The sequence below is a fragment of the Allorhizobium sp. NPDC080224 genome, from assembly GCF_050281005.1.
Lineage (GTDB): Bacteria > Pseudomonadota > Alphaproteobacteria > Rhizobiales > Rhizobiaceae > Allorhizobium.
In genome coordinates, this window is sequence record NZ_JBNNWJ010000001.1 from 882,417 (window position 1) to 902,995 (window position 20,579).

Here is a 20,579-nt window from a genome sequence, read left to right on the forward strand (position 1 = left end):
TTGGCGTTGGGTCTGAAAGCTCGGCGCCCGCTTGCCGCCAATCCATGACATAATTCCGCGACCGCTTGAGGTCGCCCCATCCGATGGCTGATCCATGACCGATACCCCTGAAAAGATCGACTACTCCAAGACCCTTTATCTGCCCGAGACCGAATTCCCGATGCGCGCCGGCCTTCCCCAGAAGGAGCCGGAAATGGCAGCAAAGTGGAAGCAGATGGGTCTCTATAAGAAGCTGCGCGCCTCCGCCGCCGGCCGCGAGAAATTCGTCCTGCATGACGGCCCGCCCTATGCCAACGGAAACATCCATATCGGCCATGCGCTGAACAAGGTGCTGAAGGACGTCATCACCCGTTCCTTCCAGATGCGTGGCTTCGATAGCAATTACGTGCCTGGCTGGGATTGCCACGGCCTGCCGATCGAGTGGAAGATCGAGGAAAAGTATCGCGAAAAGGGCAAGGACAAGAACGAGGTCCCGGTCAACGAATTCCGCAAGGAATGCCGCGAGTTCGCGCAGGGCTGGATCAACATCCAATCGGACGAATTTCGCCGTCTCGGCATCGAGGGCGATTTCGACAATCCCTACACGACCATGGCCTTCCACTCGGAAGCCCGCATCGCCGGCGAACTGCTGAAGATCGCCATGTCCGGCCAACTCTATCGCGGCTCCAAGCCGATCATGTGGTCGGTCGTCGAGCGCACGGCGCTCGCTGAAGCTGAAGTGGAATATGCCGAAGTCGAGAGCGACACGATCTGGGTGAAGTTCCCGGTGACCGAAGGCGCTGACGAGCTGAAGTCCGCCTCCGTTGTCATCTGGACCACCACCCCCTGGACCATCCCGGGCAACCGCGCGATCTCCTATTCGTCGAAGATCGAATACGGCCTCTATGAGGTCACGGAAGCCACCAATGACTTCGGCCCGCAGCCGGGCGAGAAGCTGATCTTCGCCAAGCGCCTGGCCGAAGACGCAGCCACCAAGGCCAAGGTGACCTTCAAGCTGGTCCGCGACGTGACCGGTGCCGAACTCGGCGCCATCACCTGCGCCCATCCGCTGGCCGACCTTGGCTACACCTTCGCCGTGCCCATGCTCGATGGCGACCACGTCACCGATGACGCCGGTACCGGTTTCGTCCACACCGCGCCGTCCCACGGTCGCGAAGACTTTGAAGCCTGGATGGCAAACGTCCGTGCACTGGAAGCCCGTGGCATCGACGTGAAGATCCCGTTCCCGGTCGATGATGCCGGTTTCTACACGGAAGACGCGCCGGGCTTTGGCCCCTCGGCCGAAGGCGGTGCTGCCCGTGTGCTCGACGACAACGGCAAGAAGGGCGACGCCAACAAGCGCGTCATGGATGCCTTGATCAAGGCGAACAATCTCTTTGCCCGTGGCCGCATCAAGCACGAGTATCCGCATTCCTGGCGCTCCAAGAAGCCGGTCATCTTCCGCAACACGCCGCAGTGGTTCGTCTACATGGACAAGGAAATCGGCGATGGCACGACACTGCGCAGCCGCGCCTTGTCTGCCATCGACCAGACGCGCTTCGTGCCGGCTGGCGGCCAGAACCGTCTGCGCGCCATGATCGAGCAGCGTCCGGATTGGGTCCTCTCCCGCCAGCGTGCCTGGGGCGTGCCGATCTGCGTCTTCGCGGATGCTGAAGGCAATGTTCTGCAGGATGAGAAGGTCAATGCCCGCATCCTCGAAGCCTTCGAAGTCGAGGGTGCCGATGCCTGGTTCGCTGAAGGTGCCAAGGAACGCTTCCTGGCCGGCGAGCATGATGGCGAGAAGTGGCAGATGGTCACCGACATCCTCGACGTCTGGTTTGACTCTGGCTCGACCCACACCTTCACGCTCGAAGACCGCCCGGACCTGAAATGGCCGGCGGACGTCTATCTCGAAGGCTCCGACCAGCATCGCGGCTGGTTCCATTCGTCGCTCTTGGAAAGCTGCGCGACCCGTGGCCGTGCGCCTTACAATGCTGTCGTCACCCACGGGTTCACGATGGCGGAAGACGGGCGCAAGATGTCGAAGTCGCTCGGCAACACGGTGACGCCGCAGGACGTGATGAAGGAATCCGGCGCCGATATCCTGCGCCTCTGGGTGATGAACACCGACTATTGGGAAGACCAGCGCCTCGGCAAGACGATCATCCAGACCAATATCGATGCCTATCGCAAGATCCGCAACACGGTTCGCTGGATGCTCGGCACGCTCGCCCATGATCATGGCGACGAGATTGCCTATGCCGATCTGCCGGAACTTGAAAAGCTGATGCTGCATCGCCTGGCCGAGCTCGATCAGGTCGTCCGCAAGGGCTACGACGAATTCGACTTCAAGCGCATCGTCCGCGCACTCTCGGACTTCGCCAATGTCGAACTCTCGGCCTTCTACTTCGACATCCGCAAGGACACGCTCTATTGCGACGCTCCGTCGAGCCTGAAGCGCCGCTCGGCCCTCTTCGTCATCCGCAAGCTCTTCGACTGCCTGGTCCTTTGGTTTGCGCCGATGATGCCGTTCACCACGGAAGAGGCCTGGCTGTCGCGTGACCCGAACGCCGAGTCCGTCCATCTCGAGCAGTTCCCGACCGTTCCGGCCGAGTGGTCAAACGAGGCTGTTGCCGAGAAGTGGAAGGGCGTTCGCGCCGTCCGTCGTGCCGTCACCGGCGCGCTCGAAATCGAGCGCAAGGAAAAGCGCATCGGCTCCTCGCTGGAAGCGGCCCCGGTCGTCCATGTCGCCGACGCCGAGCTCCTGAAGGCGCTCGACGGTCTCGACTTCGCCGAGATCTGCATCACCTCGGATATCCAGGTCGTGGCAGGCGAGGGGCCGTCGGAAGCCTTCCGGCTGGACGATGGCACGAAGGTCGCCGTCGAGCCGAGGCTGGCAGAGGGCATGAAATGCGCCCGCTCCTGGAAGATCACCAAGGATGTGGGTTCCGATCCTGACTATCCTGACGTGTCCGCCCGCGATGCACAGGCGCTGCGCGAGCTCGCTCAAGCTGCCGGCTGAAGGCAGATTGAGGAAATGTGACCGGATGATTTGCGCTTTCGCGGGTCATCCGGTAAAACTGCCTGAAAATGGCCGAAATCGACCGGCAGGGCTGGTCGCTAGCATTCGGCATGACTGATGTAACTGCGGCGAGGCTGGTAGGCATTCATGAATTCGGCATATCTGTTCAGAGTTGGCCTCGGTCTGGTTGGTCTCTTCGGCGTGACGGCAGGTTTGTCCGGCTGCGTCGGCAGCCCGACCTACGGCACGGACAAGACGGCGATGGAGCAATTGGTGGACGACGTCGGTTCGGCCGTGTCGATCGCGCCGCGCGAGCCCGCCAACAAGGGCACGAAGTACAATCCCCGTCCCGACCTCGTGCTGCCACCGGGCGGTACGCAGACGGCAGGGCTCGTCGCGCCGCAGCAGTCGGTAGCAAGCCGCGAAGCGAACCCGCAATGGGTTGAATCGCCGGAAGAAGCCCGCGAACGTCTCGTTGCCGAGGCGGATGCGAATGCCGACAACCCGCGTTACCGTTCGCCGCTGCTTGCCGGTTACGGCACGGCCGGCACGATGACCGAGACGCAGAAATGGCAGGCCTTCCGCGACGCGCGCGCGCTTCAGAAGGGCGCCTATATCGACCAGCGCCGCCTACTTTCGGATCCGCCGACCGAGTATCGCCAGACCCAGGACGTGGCCCTGAGCGATCTGGGCGAGCCGGAAGCCAAGAAAGAAAAGCGTCGCAAGGCCGAAGCCAAGGCCGCGCGTCAGGGCAGCTCCTGGTGGATGCCCTTCCAGTAAGTCTTCTCCGATATCGTGATTTTCAGGGCAGGGCGGAAACGACCTGCCCTTTTGCTTGAGGTAGACCCATGTCCTTTACCATCCGTCCTGCAACTCCAGACGATGCCGCCACCATTCTCGGCTTCATCATCGAACTCGCCGTCTATGAAAAGGCGGGCCATGAGGTGGAGGCGACGGAGGAAGCGATCCGCGCCTCGATCTTCGGCGAGGGTTCGGTCACCGACGCGGTGATCCTTGAGCATGATGGACGCCCGGCGGGGTTTGCCGTCTGGTTCTACAGCTATTCCACCTGGCAGGCGAAAAACGGCCTCTATCTTGAGGATCTCTATGTTTCGCCCGACCACCGCGGATCAGGCGCCGGAAAGCTTCTGCTCCGGCACTTGGCAAAGGTTGCGGTGGCGAAAGGCTGTGGTCGTTTCGAATGGAGCGTGCTCGACTGGAACGAGCCTGCCATCCGCGTTTATGACGCCGTCGGTGCCGAGCCGCAGAACGAGTGGATCCGCTACCGCCTGACCGGTGACAAGCTGAAAGACTTCGCCGGCGCAGAGTAAGTTTGCCTCACTCCTCGTTCTCGGCCGTCCGCGCCACCAGCGCCATGTGCAGGGCGTGAAGCGCCGGCCCGAGGAAGGAGATCCACAGGAGTGCCATGTTCCGCTCGGCATGATCATCGCGCGAGAAGATGAAGATCACGACGATCAGTGTCAACATCAGCAGCGGTGTTACCGCAACGGCAATCAAGCGTGGCGCCCGCCAGTTGATCTCACCGCGCACAGACCACTGCATCGGTAGCCGATCGGCGTCCGGAGCGACGTTGCGATAGGCCCAGATCGCGATGCCAGCCATGGCCGCAATCGACACGGCAAGCACGACATAGATCATCAATCTCTTCTTTCCTGAAAGAAGCTGCGCAACAGTTCCGCGGCCTCGCTTTCCCGAATACCGGAATAGACCTCCGGAACATGGTGGCATGTCGGTTGCTGGTAGAAGCGCACGCCGTTCTCGACCCCGCCGCCCTTGATATCCTGCGCGGCATAATAAAGTCGGCGAATTCGAGCGAAGGAGATCGCGGCCGCGCACATCGTGCATGGCTCGAGCGTTACATAGAGATCGGCATCGACGAGACGCTCGTCGCCGACGGCGGCCGCGGCGCGGCGAATGGCGAGGATTTCGGCGTGAGCGGTCACGTCGTTGCACGCCCGGGACTCGTTGCCGGCACGCCCGATGATCTCGCCGTCGCGCACCACCACCGCGCCGATCGGAACTTCGCCGCGCGCCCCGGCGGCATGTGCCTCCTCGAAGGCCGCCTCCATGAAGCCGTTTGTCTTCCCCATGCACGAACTTTCCACTTAACCAGAGCCGCGCGACCTGATACGACAGCCCAAACCACAGGCAAACAACAAATGACATTCAAAGACAAGTCCAGGCGTCCGGGGGCAAAGTCCTCCGACCGCAGCGGCAAGCCGCAAACCAGAAAACCGTCCGCCAAGCCGTCCGTAGCCGCCGCAGACAAGCCCGCCCGCGCGCCGCGCGCCGCTGCGCCCGCTGGCGACGAGACCGTGAAGCCCGAACGCATTTCCAAGCTGCTCGCCCGCGCCGGCGTCGCGTCGCGCCGTGATATCGAGCGCATGATCATGGAAGGCCGCGTTTCCGTGAATGGCAAGGTGCTCGAGACCCCGGTCCACAACGCCACGCTTGCCGACACGATTGAGGTCGATGGCCAGCCGATCCGCGGCATCGAGCGCACGCGCCTCTGGCTCTATCACAAGCCGGCCGGCCTGGTGACCACCAATGCCGATCCGGAAGGCCGCCCGACAGTGTTCGAGAACCTGCCGGAAGAACTGCCGCGTGTCATGTCGATCGGCCGCCTCGACATCAACACCGAGGGCCTGCTGCTTCTGACCAATGACGGTGGTCTCGCTCGCGTGCTGGAACTTCCGACCACCGGCTGGCTGCGCCGCTACCGCGTGCGCGCCTATGGCGAGGTTGACCAGCCGGCGCTCGACGCGCTGAAGGAAGGCATCGCCGTCGATGGCGTGCTCTACGGCGCGATCGATGCGACGCTCGACCGCAAGCAGGGCCACAATGTCTGGATCACCATGGGTCTGCGCGAAGGCAAGAACCGCGAGATCAAGAACGTGCTCGGCGCGCTCGGTCTCGAGGTCAACCGCCTGATCCGCATCTCCTATGGCCCGTTCCAGCTCGGCGATCTGCCGGAAGGCAAGGTGCTTGAGGTCCGCGGCCGCATGCTGCGCGATCAGCTCGGCCCACGCCTGATCGAGGAATCCAAGGCCAATTTCGATGCTCCGATCTACGCCCATGGGGCCGAGGTCGACGACGAGGACGCCCCAGCAGTATCGGGGAAGAAGCCTGCTCGCGAAGCGAAGCCCGAATGGGGTCGCGACGAACGCTCAGCTGAAAAGAAGCGCGCGCCGAAGGATTGGTCCGACAAGGGTGACCGTCGCGAGAAGGTCCTCGGACGCCTCGACACCCGCCGCGACGAGGGTGCCAAATCCGGCGACAAGTTCTCTGACAAGCCGAAGCGCCCGGCCGGCAACACCAAGGGCCGCACCGCCAACGTCTGGATGGCGCCTGGTGCGCGTCCGCTTGGCGAAAAGGCGGCAGCAGCTGCTGCCCGCCGCAAGCCCGATCCGCGTGGGCCTAAGCCCGCAGAGCGCTTCGACGATCGTCCGACCTCCACCGTTCAGATTACCCGCGCCCGGGACGAAGAGGGCGATTGGATCCGCGCCGACGGCCCGGATCAGAAGCCCGGCGGCCGCGGTGGTGACCGTGGTGCAAAGCCTGGTGGCTTCGGCGCCCGTCCACCCCGCCGCGACGGTGATGATCGTGCACCGCGTCGTGAGGGATCGGATCGCGGCCCGCGCCGCGAGGGAGCAGAACGTGGCCCCAAGCGTGATTTTGGTGATCGCGCCGAGCGTGCGCCGCGCCGTGACGGCGACGAGCGTGGCCCGCGCCGCGAGTTTTCCGACCGTGGCCCGAAACGCGATTTCGGTGATCGGCCCTCGCGCGGCGACCGCCCCCGTGATGATCGCCCCCGCGACGACAGACCCCGCGATGACCGGCCCCGTGGTGAGCGTCCATTCGGCGACAAGCCGCGTGGTGCAAAGCCCTTTGGCGACAGACCGGCGGGCAAGTCCTTCGGCGGCAAGCCGTCTGGCAAACCTGCTGGCAAGTCATTTGGTGGCAAGCCGGGTGGCGGCAAGAGCTTCGGCGGCAAGCCGGGCGGACGCCCCGCGGGCGGCCCGCGCTCCGGTGGTCCCGGGGCTAAGCCCTCGGGCAGCCGCGGCGGTGCGCCGAAGGGCAAGAGGTAAGCCGTCATGCGCATCGTCGGCGGTGAGTTTCGTGGCCGCAGCCTGGCCACGCCGAAGTCGAATGACATCAGGCCGACCGTCGACCGGACGCGCGAGAGCCTGTTCAACATCCTGGCGCATGCCCATCCGGGCGTGCTCGACGGCACCCGCATCCTCGATCTCTTTGCAGGCACAGGTGCTGTCGGCATCGAGGCGTTGTCGAGGGGATGCAAGTCGGCACTCTTCGTCGAAAATAGCGTCGAGGGTCGCGGTCTACTCTGGGAAAACATTGATGCGTTCGGTCTACATGGCCGCGCCCGCATGTTGAGGCGCGACGCCACCGATCTCGGCCCAGCTAACAACATCGAGCCCTTCGAACTGGTTTTTGCCGATCCACCCTATGGCAAGGGTCTGGGTGAGAAGGCGCTGCTCTCGGCCCATCGAGGCGGCTGGCTGGCGAAGGACGCCCTCGTCATCCTCGAAGAGCGCGCCGATGTTCAGGTTTCTGTCGATCCGGTTTTCGCCTTCGTCGAGGAGCGGACCTTCGGTGACACGAAAATGTACTTCTTTTCCTATAGGCCGTCCTGATCCCCTCAGCGGAGAAAGGCTCAGCCCATGGATCTCGTCGCCGAAACGCCCATTCCCTCTGAAGCCGTAAAGGCCGATCCGACCATCGGTCTGGCACTCGGGGCAGGGGGCGCGCGCGGCTTTGCGCATATCCCGGTGCTCGAAGTCTTCGACGAACTCGGCATTAAGCCTGCATTGATCGCCGGCTCCTCCATGGGCGCAATCCTCGGCGCCGGCTACGCCGCCGGCATGTCCGGCCGTGACATCAGGGACTATACGCTGCAGCTTGCCGACAACCGGGGCCTCGTGCTCAACCGCTTCTGGGGCTTGCGGCCTGCCAGCATTCGCGCCCTTGGTGGCGTCCGTCTGGGACAGTTCAATCTGCCGCGCCTCTTGCGGGCCTTCCTCCCGCCTGAGATCCCCGAGAGCTTTGCCGATCTCCGGCTGCCGCTTACGGTGATCGCCACCGACTACTACGGCCAGTGCGAACTGGTCCGCAGTGAAGGCGATCTCTATGAGGCGCTCTCGGCTTCTGCCGCCATTCCCGCGCTCTTTGCACCCGTCACCATCGATGGCCGCCTGATGATCGATGGAGGCATCTTCAACCCCGTGCCCTATGACCATCTGGTAGGCAAGGTCGACATCATGATTGCCGTTGATGTAATCGGCGCCCCGGAAGGTGATGGCTCCCTGGTGCCGAACCGCATCGACAGCCTGTTCGGAGCCTCGCAGCTGATGATGCAGTCCCACATTGCGCTGAAGATGAAGATCTGCCAGCCGGACATCTATCTGCGGCCTGAGGTCAACAGTTACAAGGTCCTCGATTTCTTCAAGGCGCGGCAGATCCTTGACCTCTGCGATCGTCTCAAGGAGCCCCTGAAGCGGGACCTATCGGCCCGCATCGAGGATTTCGTACGTCGGTGAGGATCAGGCGGCCGGCGCCTGTTCTTCGTCTTCGACGGCCTGGATCGGCTTCTTCGGCTTGATCAGCGGTTCCGGCTTGACCGGGCGCTGATGCATGAGTTCCCGGCCCGCCAGAATGCCTTCCTGGGCCTGCAACCTCAGGCGTTCCTCGTCGCGGCGACGGATGTCTTCGCCGATCTCATAGGCCTCGTCTTCCGTGGCGCCGAGACCTTGCAGTGCCCGGCGGCCGAAGAGCAGACCGGACTCGAAGGTCTCACGCAACTCGTATTCGACGTCTCGGGCCCGCAGTTCCAGGCTGTGGATTCGGTCATAGGACCGCACAAAAAGGCGCACGTCCGGATATTCGGAGCGGATGAGATCGACGATCTTGTCGGTGATCTCCTTCTTGTGGGTGCAGACCGCGACAATCTTCGCCTTCTCGATGCCGGCAGCCCTCAGCATGTCGAGCCGTGTGCCGTCACCGAAATAGATGCGGAAGCCGAAGGTTGCCGCCTGTCGCACGCGATCGGGGCTGTCATCGAGAATGGTGACGTCCCGCCCGCTGGCCAGCAGGATTTGCGCTGCGATCTGGCCGAAGCGGGAAAAGCCGACCATCAGCACGTCCGAGCCGGCGCCCTCGAAGTCCTCGTCCATGTGTTCTTTATCGACTGCCTGTCGGGCCAGGAGCCGTTGGCCGATCAGCGCCGTCAACGGCGTGAGCGCCATGGACAAGGTGACGATGGAAATCAGCAGTGAAGATTGCGCGTTGCTGAAAAGCCCTGCCGCCGCAGCGGTGGTAAAGAGAACGAAGCCGAATTCGCCACCTTGCGGCAGGAGCATGCCGATGCGGAGGGCATCATTGTGTGACGAGCCGGCGATGCGGGTGATCCCGTAGATGACCAGGGCCTTGACGGCCATCAGTACGGGAACGGCAATCGCGATCAGCGCCAGGTTGTCGACGATGACCTGCAGCTCCATCGACAATCCGACGGCGATGAAGAACAGCGCGAGCAACAATCCTCGGAAAGGCTCGATATCGGCCTCCAGTTCGTGGCGGTAAGACGACTCGGCCAGCATGACGCCGGCAAGGAAGGCGCCCATGGCCATCGAGAGGCCGGCGACTTGCATGAGATAGGCCGATCCGAGAACGACGAAGAGGGCGGCCGCGATCATCACCTCGCGCGCACCCGTCCGCGCGATGATCTGGAACATCGGCGTCAGCAGGTAACGGCCGGCGAGGATCATGCCGATCACCGCGCCGATCGCGATCCCCACTTCGATCAAGGGGGACTGCTGCACGTCGCCGCCCTGCGATCCGAGTACCGAAACCATGGCGAGAAGCGGCACGATGGCGAGATCCTGGAACAGGAGGATCGAGAAGGAGCGCTGGCCATAGCGGCTGTTCATGTCGCCATAGTCTTCGAGCAATTGCAGGGCGAAGGCCGTCGATGACAGCGCGAGGCCGAAGCCGGCAACCAACGCGGCCCGCCAGTCGAGCAGGTCCGACGCGATCACGATGCCGGTCAACACGAGACCTGTGAACACGACCTGGCTCGTACCCAGCCCGAAAATGTCGCGCCGCATGTGCCAGAGGCGGCTGGGCTTCAGTTCCAGTCCGATGATGAAGAGCAGCAGCACGACGCCGAGTTCGGCGACCGCGAGGATCTCGCCGGAGCCTCCGATGAGGTGCAGAACGGGGCCGATCACCACGCCGGCGGCGAGATAGCCGAGCACGGTTCCAAGCCCGAGCTTGCGGAAAAGCGGTGCTGCGATGACCGCTCCTCCGAGGAGAAGCAGGGGTTGGGCGAACAGGGCTTCGGTTGCGCTGGCCAAGGGTTCTGTCTCCTCGTTTACCCGATCGGGCTGACCTGAAATGGACCTATGCCGGGCTCGTGAACGGAAAAGCCCGAACCGCCCTTGATGCCCCATCACAGGCACAATAAATGGAGCGGGAAGGAAAGGCCAACCTATGCCCAATCAAATCGATTCCGCCAACCTCCTCGAACGCGCCGAGCAGCTCGTCGACCTCGCCGTCAAGGCAGGCGCCGACAAGGCAGATGCGGTCGTCGTGCGCTCCCGTTCCAAGGGGGTCAGCGTCCGGCTCGGCAAGGTCGAGTCGACCGAGGCATCCGAGAGCGACGACTTTTCGCTGCGCGTCTTCATCGGCCGTCAGGTGGCGAGCGTGTCGGCCAATCCGGGCTTCGACCTCAAGGCGCTCGCAGAACGCGCCGTCGCGATGGCCAAAGTCTCGCCCGAAGATCCCTTTGCCGGTCTCGCCGACGAGAGCGATCTCGCCCGGGATATTCCCGACCTGCAGCTCTTTGATGAGACGGAAGTCTCTGGCGACCAGTTGCGCGAAAGCGCACTCGCCATGGAAGAAGCGGCCCGTTCGGTCAGCGGCGTCAGCAATTCTCTGGGCGCCGGAGCCTCGGCCGGCATGGGTGGCCTCGTGCTCGTCACCTCACATGGCTTTTCCGGCAGCTATGCCGCGTCACGCTTCTCCCGTTCGGTTGGCGTGATCGCCGGCGAGGGGACCAAGATGGAGCGCGACCATGATTTCGACAGCCGCCTCTATTTCGCCGAACTCGACAGTCCCGAGGAGATCGGCCGCCGCGCCGCCGAGCGCGCAATCCGGCGGCTGAACCCGCGTCAGGTGCCGACCGCCTCCAACCTCACGGTCGTCTTCGATCCTCGCGTCGCGCGCGGCTTCGCGGGCACGATCGCCGGTGCCATCAATGGTGCCTCGGTTGCCCGCAAGACCTCCTTCCTGCGTGACAAGATGGGCCAACAGGTCCTGAAGGCCGGCCTCAACATCACCGATGATCCGCTGAAGGTCCGTGGCTCCTCGTCGCGCCCCTTCGATGGTGAAGGGATCTCCGGCAAGCCGCTGACGATGATCGAGGACGGTGTGCTGAAGCACTGGTTCCTGTCCTCGTCCACCGCCCGGGAGCTTGGCCTCAAGACCAATGGCCGCGGCGTACGCGGCGGCACATCGGTCTCGCCGTCCTCCACCAATCTCGCCCTGGAGCCGGGAGACATTTCGCCAGAAGAGCTGATCCGCAGCGTCGGCACGGGGCTCTACGTGACCGACATGATCGGCAGTGGCGTCGACATGATCACCGGCGAATACAGCCGTGGCGCAAGCGGCTTCTGGATCGAGAATGGCCAGTTGACCTATCCAGTCTCCGAGATCACGATCGCGTCCAATCTGAAGGACATGTTCATGCGGGTCACGGTCGCCAATGACATCGACCGCAAGTTCGGTGTCGCCGCTCCGACCCTTGCCATTGAGGGCATGACCCTTGCAGGAACCTGATCGAAAGCCCGAGGCCGTGCCGCAATTCGACTGGCAGGCGGACCTTGTGTTGATCACGGAAGCTGCCCGCGAGGCTGGCAGGGTGGCAATGGCCCATTTCGGCCAGTCGCCGGAGGTCTGGTGGAAGAACGAGGGTCGCTCGCCGGTCAGTGCAGCCGACTATGCCGCCAACCGCGTCCTCGAAGAGATCCTCCGTGACGCTCGGCCGAATTACGGCTGGTTGTCGGAGGAGACGGACGACGATCCGGCAAGGCTTTCCTGCGACACGCTTTTCGTCATCGACCCGATCGACGGCACCCGGGCCTTCCTTGCAGGCAAGGATACCTGGTGCGTCTCGGTGGCTGTCGTCCACAAGAGGACACCCGTGGCCGGCGTCCTGGTCGCGCCGTCCCTGGGCGAGGAGTTTACCGCAACGATCGATGGCCCCGCGCGCCGCAACGGGCAGGACATTTCGGTCTCGACGGCCGGCATCGAGGGAACCCTGAAATTCGCCTCGGCGCAGGATATGGTAGCAAGTTTCAGTTCGGCGATCAGGCCCCGGATCGAGCGTGTCGATCACATACCCTCGCTCGCCTACCGGCTGGCGCTGGTGGCCGACGGGCGTATCGATGCTACTCTGGTGAAGAAGAGCTCCCACGACTGGGACCTGGCCGCTGCCGACCTGATCCTTGCGCGTGCCGGCGGGGCGATCACCGATCTCGACGGCGAAGCGCTCGTATACAACAGGCAAGAGGTGACGCATCCGGTGCTCTGCGCAGCATCGAGAGAGCTACTTCCAGCCTTGCTCAAGAACATCTCCCGAATTCCCCGGAGTTGACCTTTGGGGCGAAATCGCGCAGATGGTTCCCAACAGACTAGGAATGAGAAAAAGGCCGCAAACATGACGGAATCCAACGAAAACAAGCAGCTTCTCCATCTCGTTTTTGGCGGTGAATTGTCAAACCTTGAACAGGTGCAGTTCCGTGATCTGACCAAGCTCGATATCGTCGGCATTTTCCCGGACTATGCCAGCGCGCTTGTCGCCTGGAAGGCAAAGGCGCAGGAGACGGTCGACAATGCCCACATGCGTTACTTCATCGTCCACATGCACCGGCTGCTCAATCCTTCCGAGAAGTAAGGACTGGTCGGCGGCCACCGCGCCGTCGCTGCCGACCTCCAATGGTCACGGTTTCAACTCAGTCTTCTTGCATCTCTCTTGTTGCGTAGCGACGCCTCCTGAACGGGAAGAACGGCATTGTCGATGAAGATGAGCAGGTTTGATCGATGGCACTGAGCGACGGTCTCGCATCCCTCGCTCTGACGTCCTACGGCTGGTTGGGCCTCGCGGCCTATCCGCTGTCGCGTCCCCTGCTTGCCTATCGGGCCGCCAAGGGCAAGGAAGATCGTGCTCGCCGCAGTGAACGCTTCGGCCATGCGAGCCTTGCTAGACCCGCCGGTCCGCTCGTCTGGATCCATGCCGCGAGCGTTGGCGAAACGACGGCCGTCGTCGCCCTGATGCGCGAACTGCGCCGCCGCGACATTCATGTGCTCTTGACCACCGGCACGGTCACCTCTGCGGAAGTTGCAAAGAACCGCCTCGGCGACATGGTGCTATACCAGTATGTGCCGCTCGACCTTCTCCCCTGCATTCGTCGCTTCCTCGACTACTGGCAGCCGGACGTTGCGATCGGTGTCGAATCCGAGATCTGGCCGACGACGCTTGCCGAACTGCATCGGCGGCATATCCCGCAGATCCTGGTCAATGCCCGCATGTCCGATCGGTCCTTCGATCGCTGGAAGCGCCATCCCTCGATCGCCGAAACCTTGTTCGGCAAGCTCGCGCTGGTGATTGCCCAGTCCGACCTCGATGCGGAACGCTTCCGCGATCTGGCCGCCTGGCCGGTCAGCGTGTCGGGCAATATCAAGGTCGATAGCGACGCACCGCCCTGTGATGAGCAGGTGCTGGAGCGCTATCGCCAGCAGATCGGCAACCGCAAGACCTGGGCGGCGATCTCGACCTTTGAGGGCGAAGAGAAGATCGCGTCTATGGTCCACCGGGCGCTCAAGGCCCATACCGGCATGCTGACCGTGCTGGTGCCACGCCATCCCGACCGCTGCGACGAAATCGAGGCCATGCTGGTCGAAAAGGGCCTGGTGGTCGCGCGCCGCACGCGCGGCGATGTCATCACGCCCGAGACCGATGTTTTCCTCGGCGATACCATCGGCGAGATGGGGCTTTATCTGCGCCTGACGGAGGTCGCATTCGTCGGCCGTTCTCTTTCGGCCGAAGGCGGTCAGAACCCGCTGGAGCCTGCCATGCTCGGCTGCGCCGTTCTGTCGGGCCCGCAGGTGAGCAATTTCCGCGAAAGTTACCAGCGCCTCGTGCGCAAGGGCTCGGCCCGGATCGTTCGCGATGCCGAAATGCTGGCCAAGGCCGTGCATTTCCTGCTCAACAACGAAGTCGCCCGCTCCAAGATGATCGACGCCGGCCTCGAGAGCATGCAGGAAATGCGCGGTGCTCTGACCGCGACCCTCAAGGGGCTCGAACCCTATATCAGCCCTCTCTCCGTCAAGGCCAAGCTCGAGCCGCGCGCCGCGGGCCAGAGCTGACACGCACCTCAGGACCTCTTCCATGAACGACAAACCCCGGATTGCCGGCATCCTGTTCGACAAGGACGGGACGCTGCTCGATTTTGACGCCAGCTGGGGTCCGGTCAACCGGGAAGTGGCGCTAATGGCGGCGGATGGTGATCAGGCACTGGCCGATGCGCTGCTTCAGGCCTGCGGCATGGATCCGGTGTCCGGTGACATCGTGCCTGACAGCCTGTTTGCGGCCGGCAATACGGTCGAGATCGCCGAAGGCATGATCGTGGCTGGCTCGCCCTTCGCTCTGGATATTCTGGTGCCGAAGATCGACGCGTGCTTCGCCAAGGCCGCAGAGTTTTCCGTGCCGGTTACAGAGCTGCAACCGCTTTTCGCCAGCCTGCATGGCAAGGGCCTTCGCCTCGGCATCGCCTCCAGCGACAACGAACGCTCGATCCGGGTTGCTGCCGAACGGTTCGGCATCCTGCCCTTCGTGGACTACATCGCCGGCTACGACAGCGGCCACGGCAAGAAGCCGGAAGCCGGCATGGTGCTCGGCTTTTGCGCGACAACGGGTCTTGCCCCGTCGGAAGTCGCCGTCGTCGGCGACAACAATCATGATCTACATATGGGGCTGAATGCCGGTGCCGGGCTGAAGATCGGTGTCCTCTCCGGAACCGGCTCGAGAGAAACGCTGACCCTGCATTCCGACATGATCTTGGGCGACATCACGGGGCTCGAAGCGCTTTTCGCCTGAGGCACGCCGTGCCATTTCGGTACGCTCGCGCTTGACCATCAGGCGCTGCAATGGTTCTTGTTCCGCCGATGAGAAGGCGTCCGCGGGGCGCTGAGGTCACGACAGGGACAAGAATGGTATCCGAGGCACCGCCCTTCTGGTGGACAAAGACCGGCTGGCAGGCGATCTGCCTCTATCCGCTCTCCTTCGCCTATGGCCGCATTTCCGGTGCCGTCATGCGCCACCGCCGCAGGCATGCCTTATCCGTCCCGGTCATCTGCGTGGGCAACTTTACCGTCGGCGGTGCCGGCAAGACGCCGACCGCGATCGCGATCGCCCGGGCCGCGAAGGCGCGCGGCCTGAAGCCCGGTTTTCTCAGCCGTGGTTACGGTGGCTCTCTCGATGTCACCACCGTCGTCGATCCGCATCATCATCGTTCGACGGCTGTCGGTGACGAGCCTTTGCTGCTTGCCCGCGAAGCGCTGACGGTCATCTCCCGTCGGCGGGTTTCCGGGGCAGAGAAGCTGGTGGCAGAGGGTGCCGATCTCATCATCATGGATGATGGTTTCCAGAGTGCGCGCCTCATGGTCGACTACGCCCTGATTGTCATCGACAGCCAGCGCGGCATCGGCAATGGCTGGGTCGTCCCGTCAGGTCCTGTGCGTGCCCCGATCGGCATCCAGATGCGCCACCTCGATGCAATCCTCAAGGTCGGCAAGGGCGATGCCGCCGATCAGTTCGTTCGCAAGGCATCCCGCAGCGGCAAGCCGGTGCTGGTCGCCAATGTCGTGCCAAGCACCGGCTCAGAGCTCTCTAGTCGGTCAGTGTTGGCTTACGCAGGGATCGCCGACCCCAACAAGTTTTACCGGACCTTAAACGAACTCGGCGCCGTCATCGCTGACCGTCAGGATTTCCCCGATCACCATCATCTGGCCGAGGACGAGATTTCCGATCTGATCACCCGGGCCGAAAAGCAGGGCCTGCAACTCGTCACGACGGCCAAGGACAGCGTGCGCCTTTCCGGCGGTCACGGCCGTTCGGAGGAGCTTCGGGAAAAGTCGAGGGTCGTCGATGTCGACATGCTCTTCGACGACCCGAAGGCGCCGGACCTGATCATCGACCGAGCTATCGAGGCCTGCCGACGCAGGCGCCTCGGCAAGAAGGCCTGAGGCTCAGCGCCGCTGGTTCGGCAGGGCGCCTGCACGCTTTTCGGCTTCGAGCGAGGCTGCCGCATCCACATAGGCCTCTTGTCGTGCCACGCTCCAGTATTTCAGCTCGTCGACCAGCACCGGACGACCGGTGATCGCGCAGGTGACGAAGGTCCCCGGTGTCAGGATTTGGAAATCGGCATCGAGATAGCGGATCTTGGCTTCGCGGTTTCCGCCGCCTTCGAAACGGTTCATCACTTTTCTCCTGCGCCGCGTGTCACGGAACTGCAATACAGCGCCCTCCGGGCGATTGAAAGATGGCGCACCCTAAAACCCACCATCTGGCGGCTCAGCTGCGTCCGAACAGCCGTTCGATATCGGAGAGCTTGAGCTCCACATAGGTCGGCCGCCCATGATTGCATTGCCCGGAGCCCGGCGTCTGCTCCATCTGACGCAGCAGCGCGTTCATCTCCTCGACCCGAAGCCGCCGGCCTGAGCGCACCGAGCCATGGCAGGCCATGGTTGCGGCGACATATTCGAGTTTCGCCGACAGCCGGTCGGCCGTATCCCATTCGGCGATCTCGTCGGCGAGATCGCGCACCAGCTGCGTCGCATCCATTTCGCCGAGCATCGCCGGTGTCTCGCGAACGGCAATCGCGCCTGGACCGAAGCGTTCGATTGCAAGTCCCAGCTGTTCCAGGCTTTCCGCGTGTAGCATCAGCCGGTCGCAGTCCTCTTCCGGCAGGTCGACGATCTCGGGGATGAGAAGCCCCTGCGAGGGAAGCCGGCGCCCCGTCAGTGCCTTGCGCATCTGCTCGAAGACCAGCCGCTCGTGAGCGGCATGCTGGTCGACGATAACAAGCCCGTCATCCGTCTGAGCGACGATATAGTTGGCATGCACCTGCGCCCTGGCGGCTCCCAGTGGATAGTTCGAGATCGCCTCGACAGAAGCGTTTGTAGGGGCAGGGACGGTCACGACCGGTTCGCTGCGGGCGGTCGGCACGGAGAGGCTGTCGAAGGCCGCCTGCGCCGCCTCGCCAAAACCGCGCGCAGCCGGTGCGGCAGCTGCCGCAAACCCACCGCCAAAGCCTGGCGTCGCGCCGTAGAGAGGCCGCGACGGGGAACTGGCTGGCGACCACGCCTGTGCCGGTTGCGGCGAGAACCCTGGCCGAAAGGCGCGCAGCATGCCGCCGGCCCCGGTCGTTGCTGCCCGGTCACCCTCGCGCTGCAGCGATTGCCGGATGGCCCCGACGATCAGTCCGCGCACCAGAGCCGGGTCGCGGAAGCGCACATCCGATTTCGCCGGATGCACGTTCACGTCGACCAGCGCCGGATCGAGCGTCAGCGAGAGCACCGCCACCGGATAGCGTCCCTGCGGGATGGTCTCGGCATAGGCGCCGCGAATGGCCGACAGGATCTGCTTGTCCTGCACGGGGCGACCGTTGACGAAGGCATATTGATGAGCGGAATTGCCCCGGTTGAAGGTCGGCACACCGGCAAAGCCTGTGAGCCGCACATCCTCCCGCTCGGCGTCGAGCTCGATCGCATTGTCCTTGAAATCGGCACCCAGGATCTGGGCGATGCGCGCCAGATGATCGTCGCCGGTGCCGGGGAATTCGAGCGTCGAGCGATCCGTCCCTGACAGCACGAAGCGGATCGCCGGAAAGGCGATCGCCATGCGTTTGACGATCTCGGTGATCGCACCCGCTTCCGCCTTTTCCGTCTTCATGAATTTGAGCCGCGCCGGTGTCGCAAAGAACAGATCACGCACCTCGACCGTCGTGCCGGGATTGGCAGCCGCCGGACGAACATCCCCGACCTTGCCGCCGACCACGGCAATTTCCGCACCGCTGTCGGCGCCGACCGGACGGCTGGTGATCGTGAGCTTGGCGACCGAGCCGATCGAGGGCAGGGCCTCGCCGCGAAAGCCGAGCGAGCGGATGTCGAACAAGGTTTCGTTGAGCTTCGAGGTGCAGTGCCGTCGGATCGCAAGTGCTAGATCCTCAGGCCCCATGCCGCAGCCATTGTCGATGACGCGCAAAAGCGTCTTGCCGCCGCCAGCCGTTGCCACCTCGATCCGGGTGGCGCCTGCGTCGATCGCATTCTCGATCAATTCCTTCGCCGCACTGGCTGGTCGCTCGATGACCTCGCCGGCGGCGATCTGGTTGATGAGTGTCTCGGAGAGCTGCTTGATGATCATCCAGCTATTTTCGCGGATTCTGCGCGGCGACGAAAGACGAAATCGTAACTGCGTGCGGACGATGCCCAGCATTAAGTGGGCCTTAACGGAATGTCTCTAATCTGAACAATGACTTGCAATGTCTCTGAGCGCAGGTCCGCTGGCAGCGGAATGAGGACACAGCCGCGGTGTCTCTCGTGTGGGTTCCCGCCAGAAGCATGGTTCGGCATGTCTCCGTCATGGCATCAGCCCCACAAAAGTCTCGTTGCGTTCAGCAACGAGGTTCCAAGAGGCAGCAGTGTGAGCGAGTTTCCACCGGCCCCCGGCCAGGATAAGAGACGGCAGGGGCACGACAATCCGTCGGCCGAAGCTGCGCTCGACGCTGCCCTGCTGGATGCGGTGTCCGAAGCCTTCTCCTCTGCCTTCATCGTCTATGATCGCAACGATCATTTGATCTTTGCCAGCCGCAGCGCCCGCCAGTTCCTGCCGCTGCCGGCCTCCTTCTTCGCGCCCGGCACGCGCCTGAGAGACGTTCTCGGCGCCGCCTATGACCTTGGTCTGCGCCATGCAGCAAGCGGCCAGGTGGAAGCGGCGCTCAGCCGCGAGGAATGGCTGACCCGCCAGATCGCCGCCCACTGGAAGGAACGCTACGAAATCCAGTCCTGCGACGACGGCAAGCGCTGGACCCGCTTTTCCAAGCGTCGCCTGCCGTCCGGTTTCGGCTTCTGCGTCATGAGCGACATTACCGAGCAGAAGCGCCGGGAAGAGCAGTGGCGTGCCGATATCGAGCGCGTCCAGCTGACGGAGGAAATCCTCGACAATCTGGCCCACCCTGTTTTCGTGCAGGACCGCAACCTCCAGCTCGTGGCGGTCAACAAGGTCTTCTGTTCGGCAATTTCCGTTGGTGCGGACAACGCACTGGGCGGGACGATCGCCCCCTTGTTCGAGGCAGAGGTCGCCCAGCGGCTCACGACGGTGTCGCGCCAGGTGCTGGAAACCGGTGTCACATCCTCCTTGACCCTTCCCATGCGTCTCTACGGAGACCCGCCGCGACCGATCCTCGCGCATGTCCAGCGGGTCGGAACGCCTGGCCGCTACCTGATCGTCGCGAGCCTCGGCGAAGTCGGCAGTGGCGCCGACCTGCAGTCACCTCCGGTAGACACACCTGAGACGAGGCAGGACGAGGGCGGTGGATATGCGGCAGTCGACGGACGGTTGATCGGCCGCAAGGCATTGCTCATCACCGGCGATCGCGAGTTCGAGGCGAGAGCGCTGGAGATCCTGCAGCTCCTGGGTCTCGACAGCTGCTGCGTCCGCAACGACGACGAACTCGACGCATTCCTGTCCGTCGCCCGCTCGGTGGGTGTGGTGATCGACCTTGCCATCGTCGATGTCGACCTCGACATGCAGTGCCTGGAGCTGCTTCAGGCCGTCGATATCGATTATCTGACGCTGGCGGAAAACGAGATCGCCACGGATCTCGCCTTCACCGTGCTCGACCGCATGACCGCGCTGCAGGCGCGGCCATCTCCGGCGGACGACTGGGAAATCACCACCGAGGACCTTCCGGCAGCACCGGAGCCCGCCGTGACCATGCGGCCGGCGGAGCAAGCCGCAGCAGTCCCGGTCAATTCAGCACCGCCACGCCAACCCTCTCTGGTTCTTGTCGCCGAAGACAATGAGATCAACCAGATCGTCTTTTCGCAGATCCTCGAAGGCCTGGGCTATGCCTATCGCATCTGCGCCGATGGCGAGACGGCGGCAAGCCTCTGCGCCGAGCTGAAGCCGGCAATCGTGCTGATGGATGTAACGCTGCCGGGTCTGAACGGTTTCGAGGCGGCCCGTCGCATCCGCCAGTCACCGGAGGACGCCCGGCTCTCGACGCCGATCATCGGTGTTCTCGCCCAGGCCTTCGACAGGGACCGCGAAGCCTGCTTCGCATCGGGCATGAACGACGTGATCCTGAAGCCGCTGAGCCCTGATGTCGTCGATCAGGCCATTCGCCGCCTCGTTCCCGATATCGCAAGACTGGCGTCCACGGCCTGATCCGAACCCCGATTTTTGGGGTGCCCATGGTCG

At 63.5% G+C, this 20,579-nt stretch carries 18 protein-coding genes; 13 read left to right on the plus strand and 5 right to left on the minus strand.

The annotated features are described in order from the left end of the window. Positions 1–94: 94 nt before the first annotated feature. From ileS to ACQKP1_RS04260, 3 genes are all read left to right on the plus strand, one after another. The gene (gene ileS, locus ACQKP1_RS04250) at positions 95–3,001 is read left to right on the plus strand and encodes an isoleucine--tRNA ligase (protein WP_427274315.1); all 2,907 of its coding nucleotides are present in this window, start codon (positions 95–97) and stop codon (positions 2,999–3,001) included. Between the two features lie 147 nt (positions 3,002–3,148). Continuing rightward, positions 3,149–3,781, plus strand: coding sequence for a hypothetical protein (locus ACQKP1_RS04255; protein ID WP_427274316.1), 633 nt, complete (start codon positions 3,149–3,151; stop codon positions 3,779–3,781). 68 nt (positions 3,782–3,849) lie between these two features. Then, positions 3,850–4,332: an N-acetyltransferase family protein gene (locus ACQKP1_RS04260; protein ID WP_427274317.1), complete on the plus strand. Its 483-nt coding sequence runs from the start codon at positions 3,850–3,852 to the stop codon at positions 4,330–4,332. Between the two features lie 7 nt (positions 4,333–4,339). On the opposite strand, the gene ACQKP1_RS04265 is transcribed toward ACQKP1_RS04260, so the two are convergent. Next, positions 4,340–4,660 (minus strand): hypothetical protein, encoded by a 321-nt coding sequence (locus ACQKP1_RS04265; protein WP_427274318.1) that lies wholly within the window; start codon positions 4,658–4,660, stop codon positions 4,340–4,342. Continuing rightward, on the minus strand, positions 4,660–5,112 hold the full coding sequence (locus ACQKP1_RS04270) for a nucleoside deaminase (protein ID WP_427274319.1): 453 nt from the start codon (positions 5,110–5,112) through the stop codon (positions 4,660–4,662). The genes ACQKP1_RS04265 and ACQKP1_RS04270 overlap by 1 nt, the downstream gene beginning before the upstream one ends. 69 nt (positions 5,113–5,181) lie before the next feature. On the opposite strand from ACQKP1_RS04270, the gene ACQKP1_RS04275 reads away from it, so the two are divergent. From ACQKP1_RS04275 to ACQKP1_RS04285, 3 genes are read left to right on the plus strand one after another with little or no spacing between them, the layout of a single operon-like run. Next, on the plus strand, positions 5,182–7,110 hold the full coding sequence (locus ACQKP1_RS04275; RefSeq protein WP_427274320.1) for a pseudouridine synthase: 1,929 nt from the start codon (positions 5,182–5,184) through the stop codon (positions 7,108–7,110). A gap of 6 nt (positions 7,111–7,116) precedes the next feature. Beyond that, positions 7,117–7,677 carry a 16S rRNA (guanine(966)-N(2))-methyltransferase RsmD gene (gene rsmD / locus ACQKP1_RS04280; protein WP_006726609.1) on the plus strand — a complete coding sequence of 187 codons (561 nt, stop codon included), beginning with the start codon at positions 7,117–7,119 and terminating at the stop codon, positions 7,675–7,677. Positions 7,678–7,704: 27 nt separating this feature from the next. Beyond that, positions 7,705–8,580: a patatin-like phospholipase family protein gene (locus ACQKP1_RS04285; RefSeq protein WP_427274321.1), complete on the plus strand. Its 876-nt coding sequence runs from the start codon at positions 7,705–7,707 to the stop codon at positions 8,578–8,580. Between the two features lie 3 nt (positions 8,581–8,583). On the opposite strand, the gene ACQKP1_RS04290 is transcribed toward ACQKP1_RS04285, so the two are convergent. Then, a complete protein-coding gene (locus ACQKP1_RS04290) occupies positions 8,584–10,392 on the minus strand; it encodes a monovalent cation:proton antiporter-2 (CPA2) family protein (RefSeq protein ID WP_427274322.1) in 1,809 nt (602 codons plus the stop codon). Between the two features lie 136 nt (positions 10,393–10,528). Here ACQKP1_RS04290 and ACQKP1_RS04295 point away from each other — a divergent pair, with 136 nt between their 5' ends. The 6 genes from ACQKP1_RS04295 (at position 10,529) to lpxK (ending at position 16,342) form a co-directional block, all read left to right on the plus strand. Continuing rightward, entirely contained in the window at positions 10,529–11,875 is a 1,347-nt protein-coding gene (locus ACQKP1_RS04295; protein ID WP_427274323.1) for a TldD/PmbA family protein, read from the plus strand. Next, on the plus strand, positions 11,862–12,692 hold the full coding sequence (locus ACQKP1_RS04300) for a 3'(2'),5'-bisphosphate nucleotidase CysQ (RefSeq protein WP_427274324.1): 831 nt from the start codon (positions 11,862–11,864) through the stop codon (positions 12,690–12,692). Before ACQKP1_RS04295 ends, ACQKP1_RS04300 begins: the two co-directional genes overlap by 14 nt. A 63-nt stretch (positions 12,693–12,755) precedes the next feature. Next, positions 12,756–12,992 (plus strand): DUF4170 domain-containing protein, encoded by a 237-nt coding sequence (locus ACQKP1_RS04305; protein ID WP_006726614.1) that lies wholly within the window; start codon positions 12,756–12,758, stop codon positions 12,990–12,992. A 152-nt stretch (positions 12,993–13,144) separates the two neighbouring features. Beyond that, the gene (gene waaA, locus ACQKP1_RS04310; protein ID WP_427276396.1) at positions 13,145–14,464 is read left to right on the plus strand and encodes a lipid IV(A) 3-deoxy-D-manno-octulosonic acid transferase; all 1,320 of its coding nucleotides are present in this window, start codon (positions 13,145–13,147) and stop codon (positions 14,462–14,464) included. A gap of 22 nt (positions 14,465–14,486) precedes the next feature. Then, positions 14,487–15,194, plus strand: coding sequence for an HAD family hydrolase (locus tag ACQKP1_RS04315; protein ID WP_427274325.1), 708 nt, complete (start codon positions 14,487–14,489; stop codon positions 15,192–15,194). A 113-nt stretch (positions 15,195–15,307) separates the two neighbouring features. Then, entirely contained in the window at positions 15,308–16,342 is a 1,035-nt protein-coding gene (lpxK, locus tag ACQKP1_RS04320) for a tetraacyldisaccharide 4'-kinase (protein ID WP_427274326.1), read from the plus strand. Between the two features lie 3 nt (positions 16,343–16,345). Here the strand turns inward: lpxK and ACQKP1_RS04325 are convergent, their stop codons facing one another. Together ACQKP1_RS04325 and mutL are read right to left on the minus strand one after the other, a co-directional pair. Continuing rightward, complete coding sequence (locus tag ACQKP1_RS04325; RefSeq protein WP_006726618.1) at positions 16,346–16,576, minus strand: DUF2093 domain-containing protein; 231 nt, start codon at positions 16,574–16,576, stop codon at positions 16,346–16,348. A 94-nt stretch (positions 16,577–16,670) separates the two neighbouring features. Then, the gene (gene mutL, locus ACQKP1_RS04330) at positions 16,671–18,521 is read right to left on the minus strand and encodes a DNA mismatch repair endonuclease MutL (RefSeq protein ID WP_427274327.1); all 1,851 of its coding nucleotides are present in this window, start codon (positions 18,519–18,521) and stop codon (positions 16,671–16,673) included. Between the two features lie 279 nt (positions 18,522–18,800). On the opposite strand from mutL, the gene ACQKP1_RS04335 reads away from it, so the two are divergent. Next, a complete protein-coding gene (locus ACQKP1_RS04335) occupies positions 18,801–20,546 on the plus strand; it encodes a response regulator (protein ID WP_427274328.1) in 1,746 nt (581 codons plus the stop codon). The last annotated feature ends 33 nt before the right edge of the window (positions 20,547–20,579 follow it).

Excerpts from the sequence above, each read along its gene's own strand:
- ileS (WP_427274315.1), top strand. The coding sequence starts at position 95 with ATGACCGATACCCCTGAAAAGATCGACTACTCCAAGACCCTTTATCTG.
- ACQKP1_RS04255 (WP_427274316.1), top strand. The coding sequence starts at position 3,149 with ATGAATTCGGCATATCTGTTCAGAGTTGGCCTCGGTCTGGTTGGTCTC.
- ACQKP1_RS04260 (WP_427274317.1), top strand. The coding sequence starts at position 3,850 with ATGTCCTTTACCATCCGTCCTGCAACTCCAGACGATGCCGCCACCATT.
- ACQKP1_RS04265 (WP_427274318.1), bottom strand. The coding sequence starts at position 4,660 with ATGATCTATGTCGTGCTTGCCGTGTCGATTGCGGCCATGGCTGGCATC.
- ACQKP1_RS04270 (WP_427274319.1), bottom strand. The coding sequence starts at position 5,112 with ATGGGGAAGACAAACGGCTTCATGGAGGCGGCCTTCGAGGAGGCACAT.
- ACQKP1_RS04275 (WP_427274320.1), top strand. The coding sequence starts at position 5,182 with ATGACATTCAAAGACAAGTCCAGGCGTCCGGGGGCAAAGTCCTCCGAC.
- rsmD (WP_006726609.1), top strand. The coding sequence starts at position 7,117 with ATGCGCATCGTCGGCGGTGAGTTTCGTGGCCGCAGCCTGGCCACGCCG.
- ACQKP1_RS04285 (WP_427274321.1), top strand. The coding sequence starts at position 7,705 with ATGGATCTCGTCGCCGAAACGCCCATTCCCTCTGAAGCCGTAAAGGCC.
- ACQKP1_RS04295 (WP_427274323.1), top strand. The coding sequence starts at position 10,529 with ATGCCCAATCAAATCGATTCCGCCAACCTCCTCGAACGCGCCGAGCAG.
- ACQKP1_RS04305 (WP_006726614.1), top strand. The coding sequence starts at position 12,756 with ATGACGGAATCCAACGAAAACAAGCAGCTTCTCCATCTCGTTTTTGGC.
- ACQKP1_RS04315 (WP_427274325.1), top strand. The coding sequence starts at position 14,487 with ATGAACGACAAACCCCGGATTGCCGGCATCCTGTTCGACAAGGACGGG.
- lpxK (WP_427274326.1), top strand. The coding sequence starts at position 15,308 with ATGGTATCCGAGGCACCGCCCTTCTGGTGGACAAAGACCGGCTGGCAG.
- ACQKP1_RS04325 (WP_006726618.1), bottom strand. The coding sequence starts at position 16,576 with ATGAACCGTTTCGAAGGCGGCGGAAACCGCGAAGCCAAGATCCGCTAT.
- mutL (WP_427274327.1), bottom strand. The coding sequence starts at position 18,521 with ATGATCATCAAGCAGCTCTCCGAGACACTCATCAACCAGATCGCCGCC.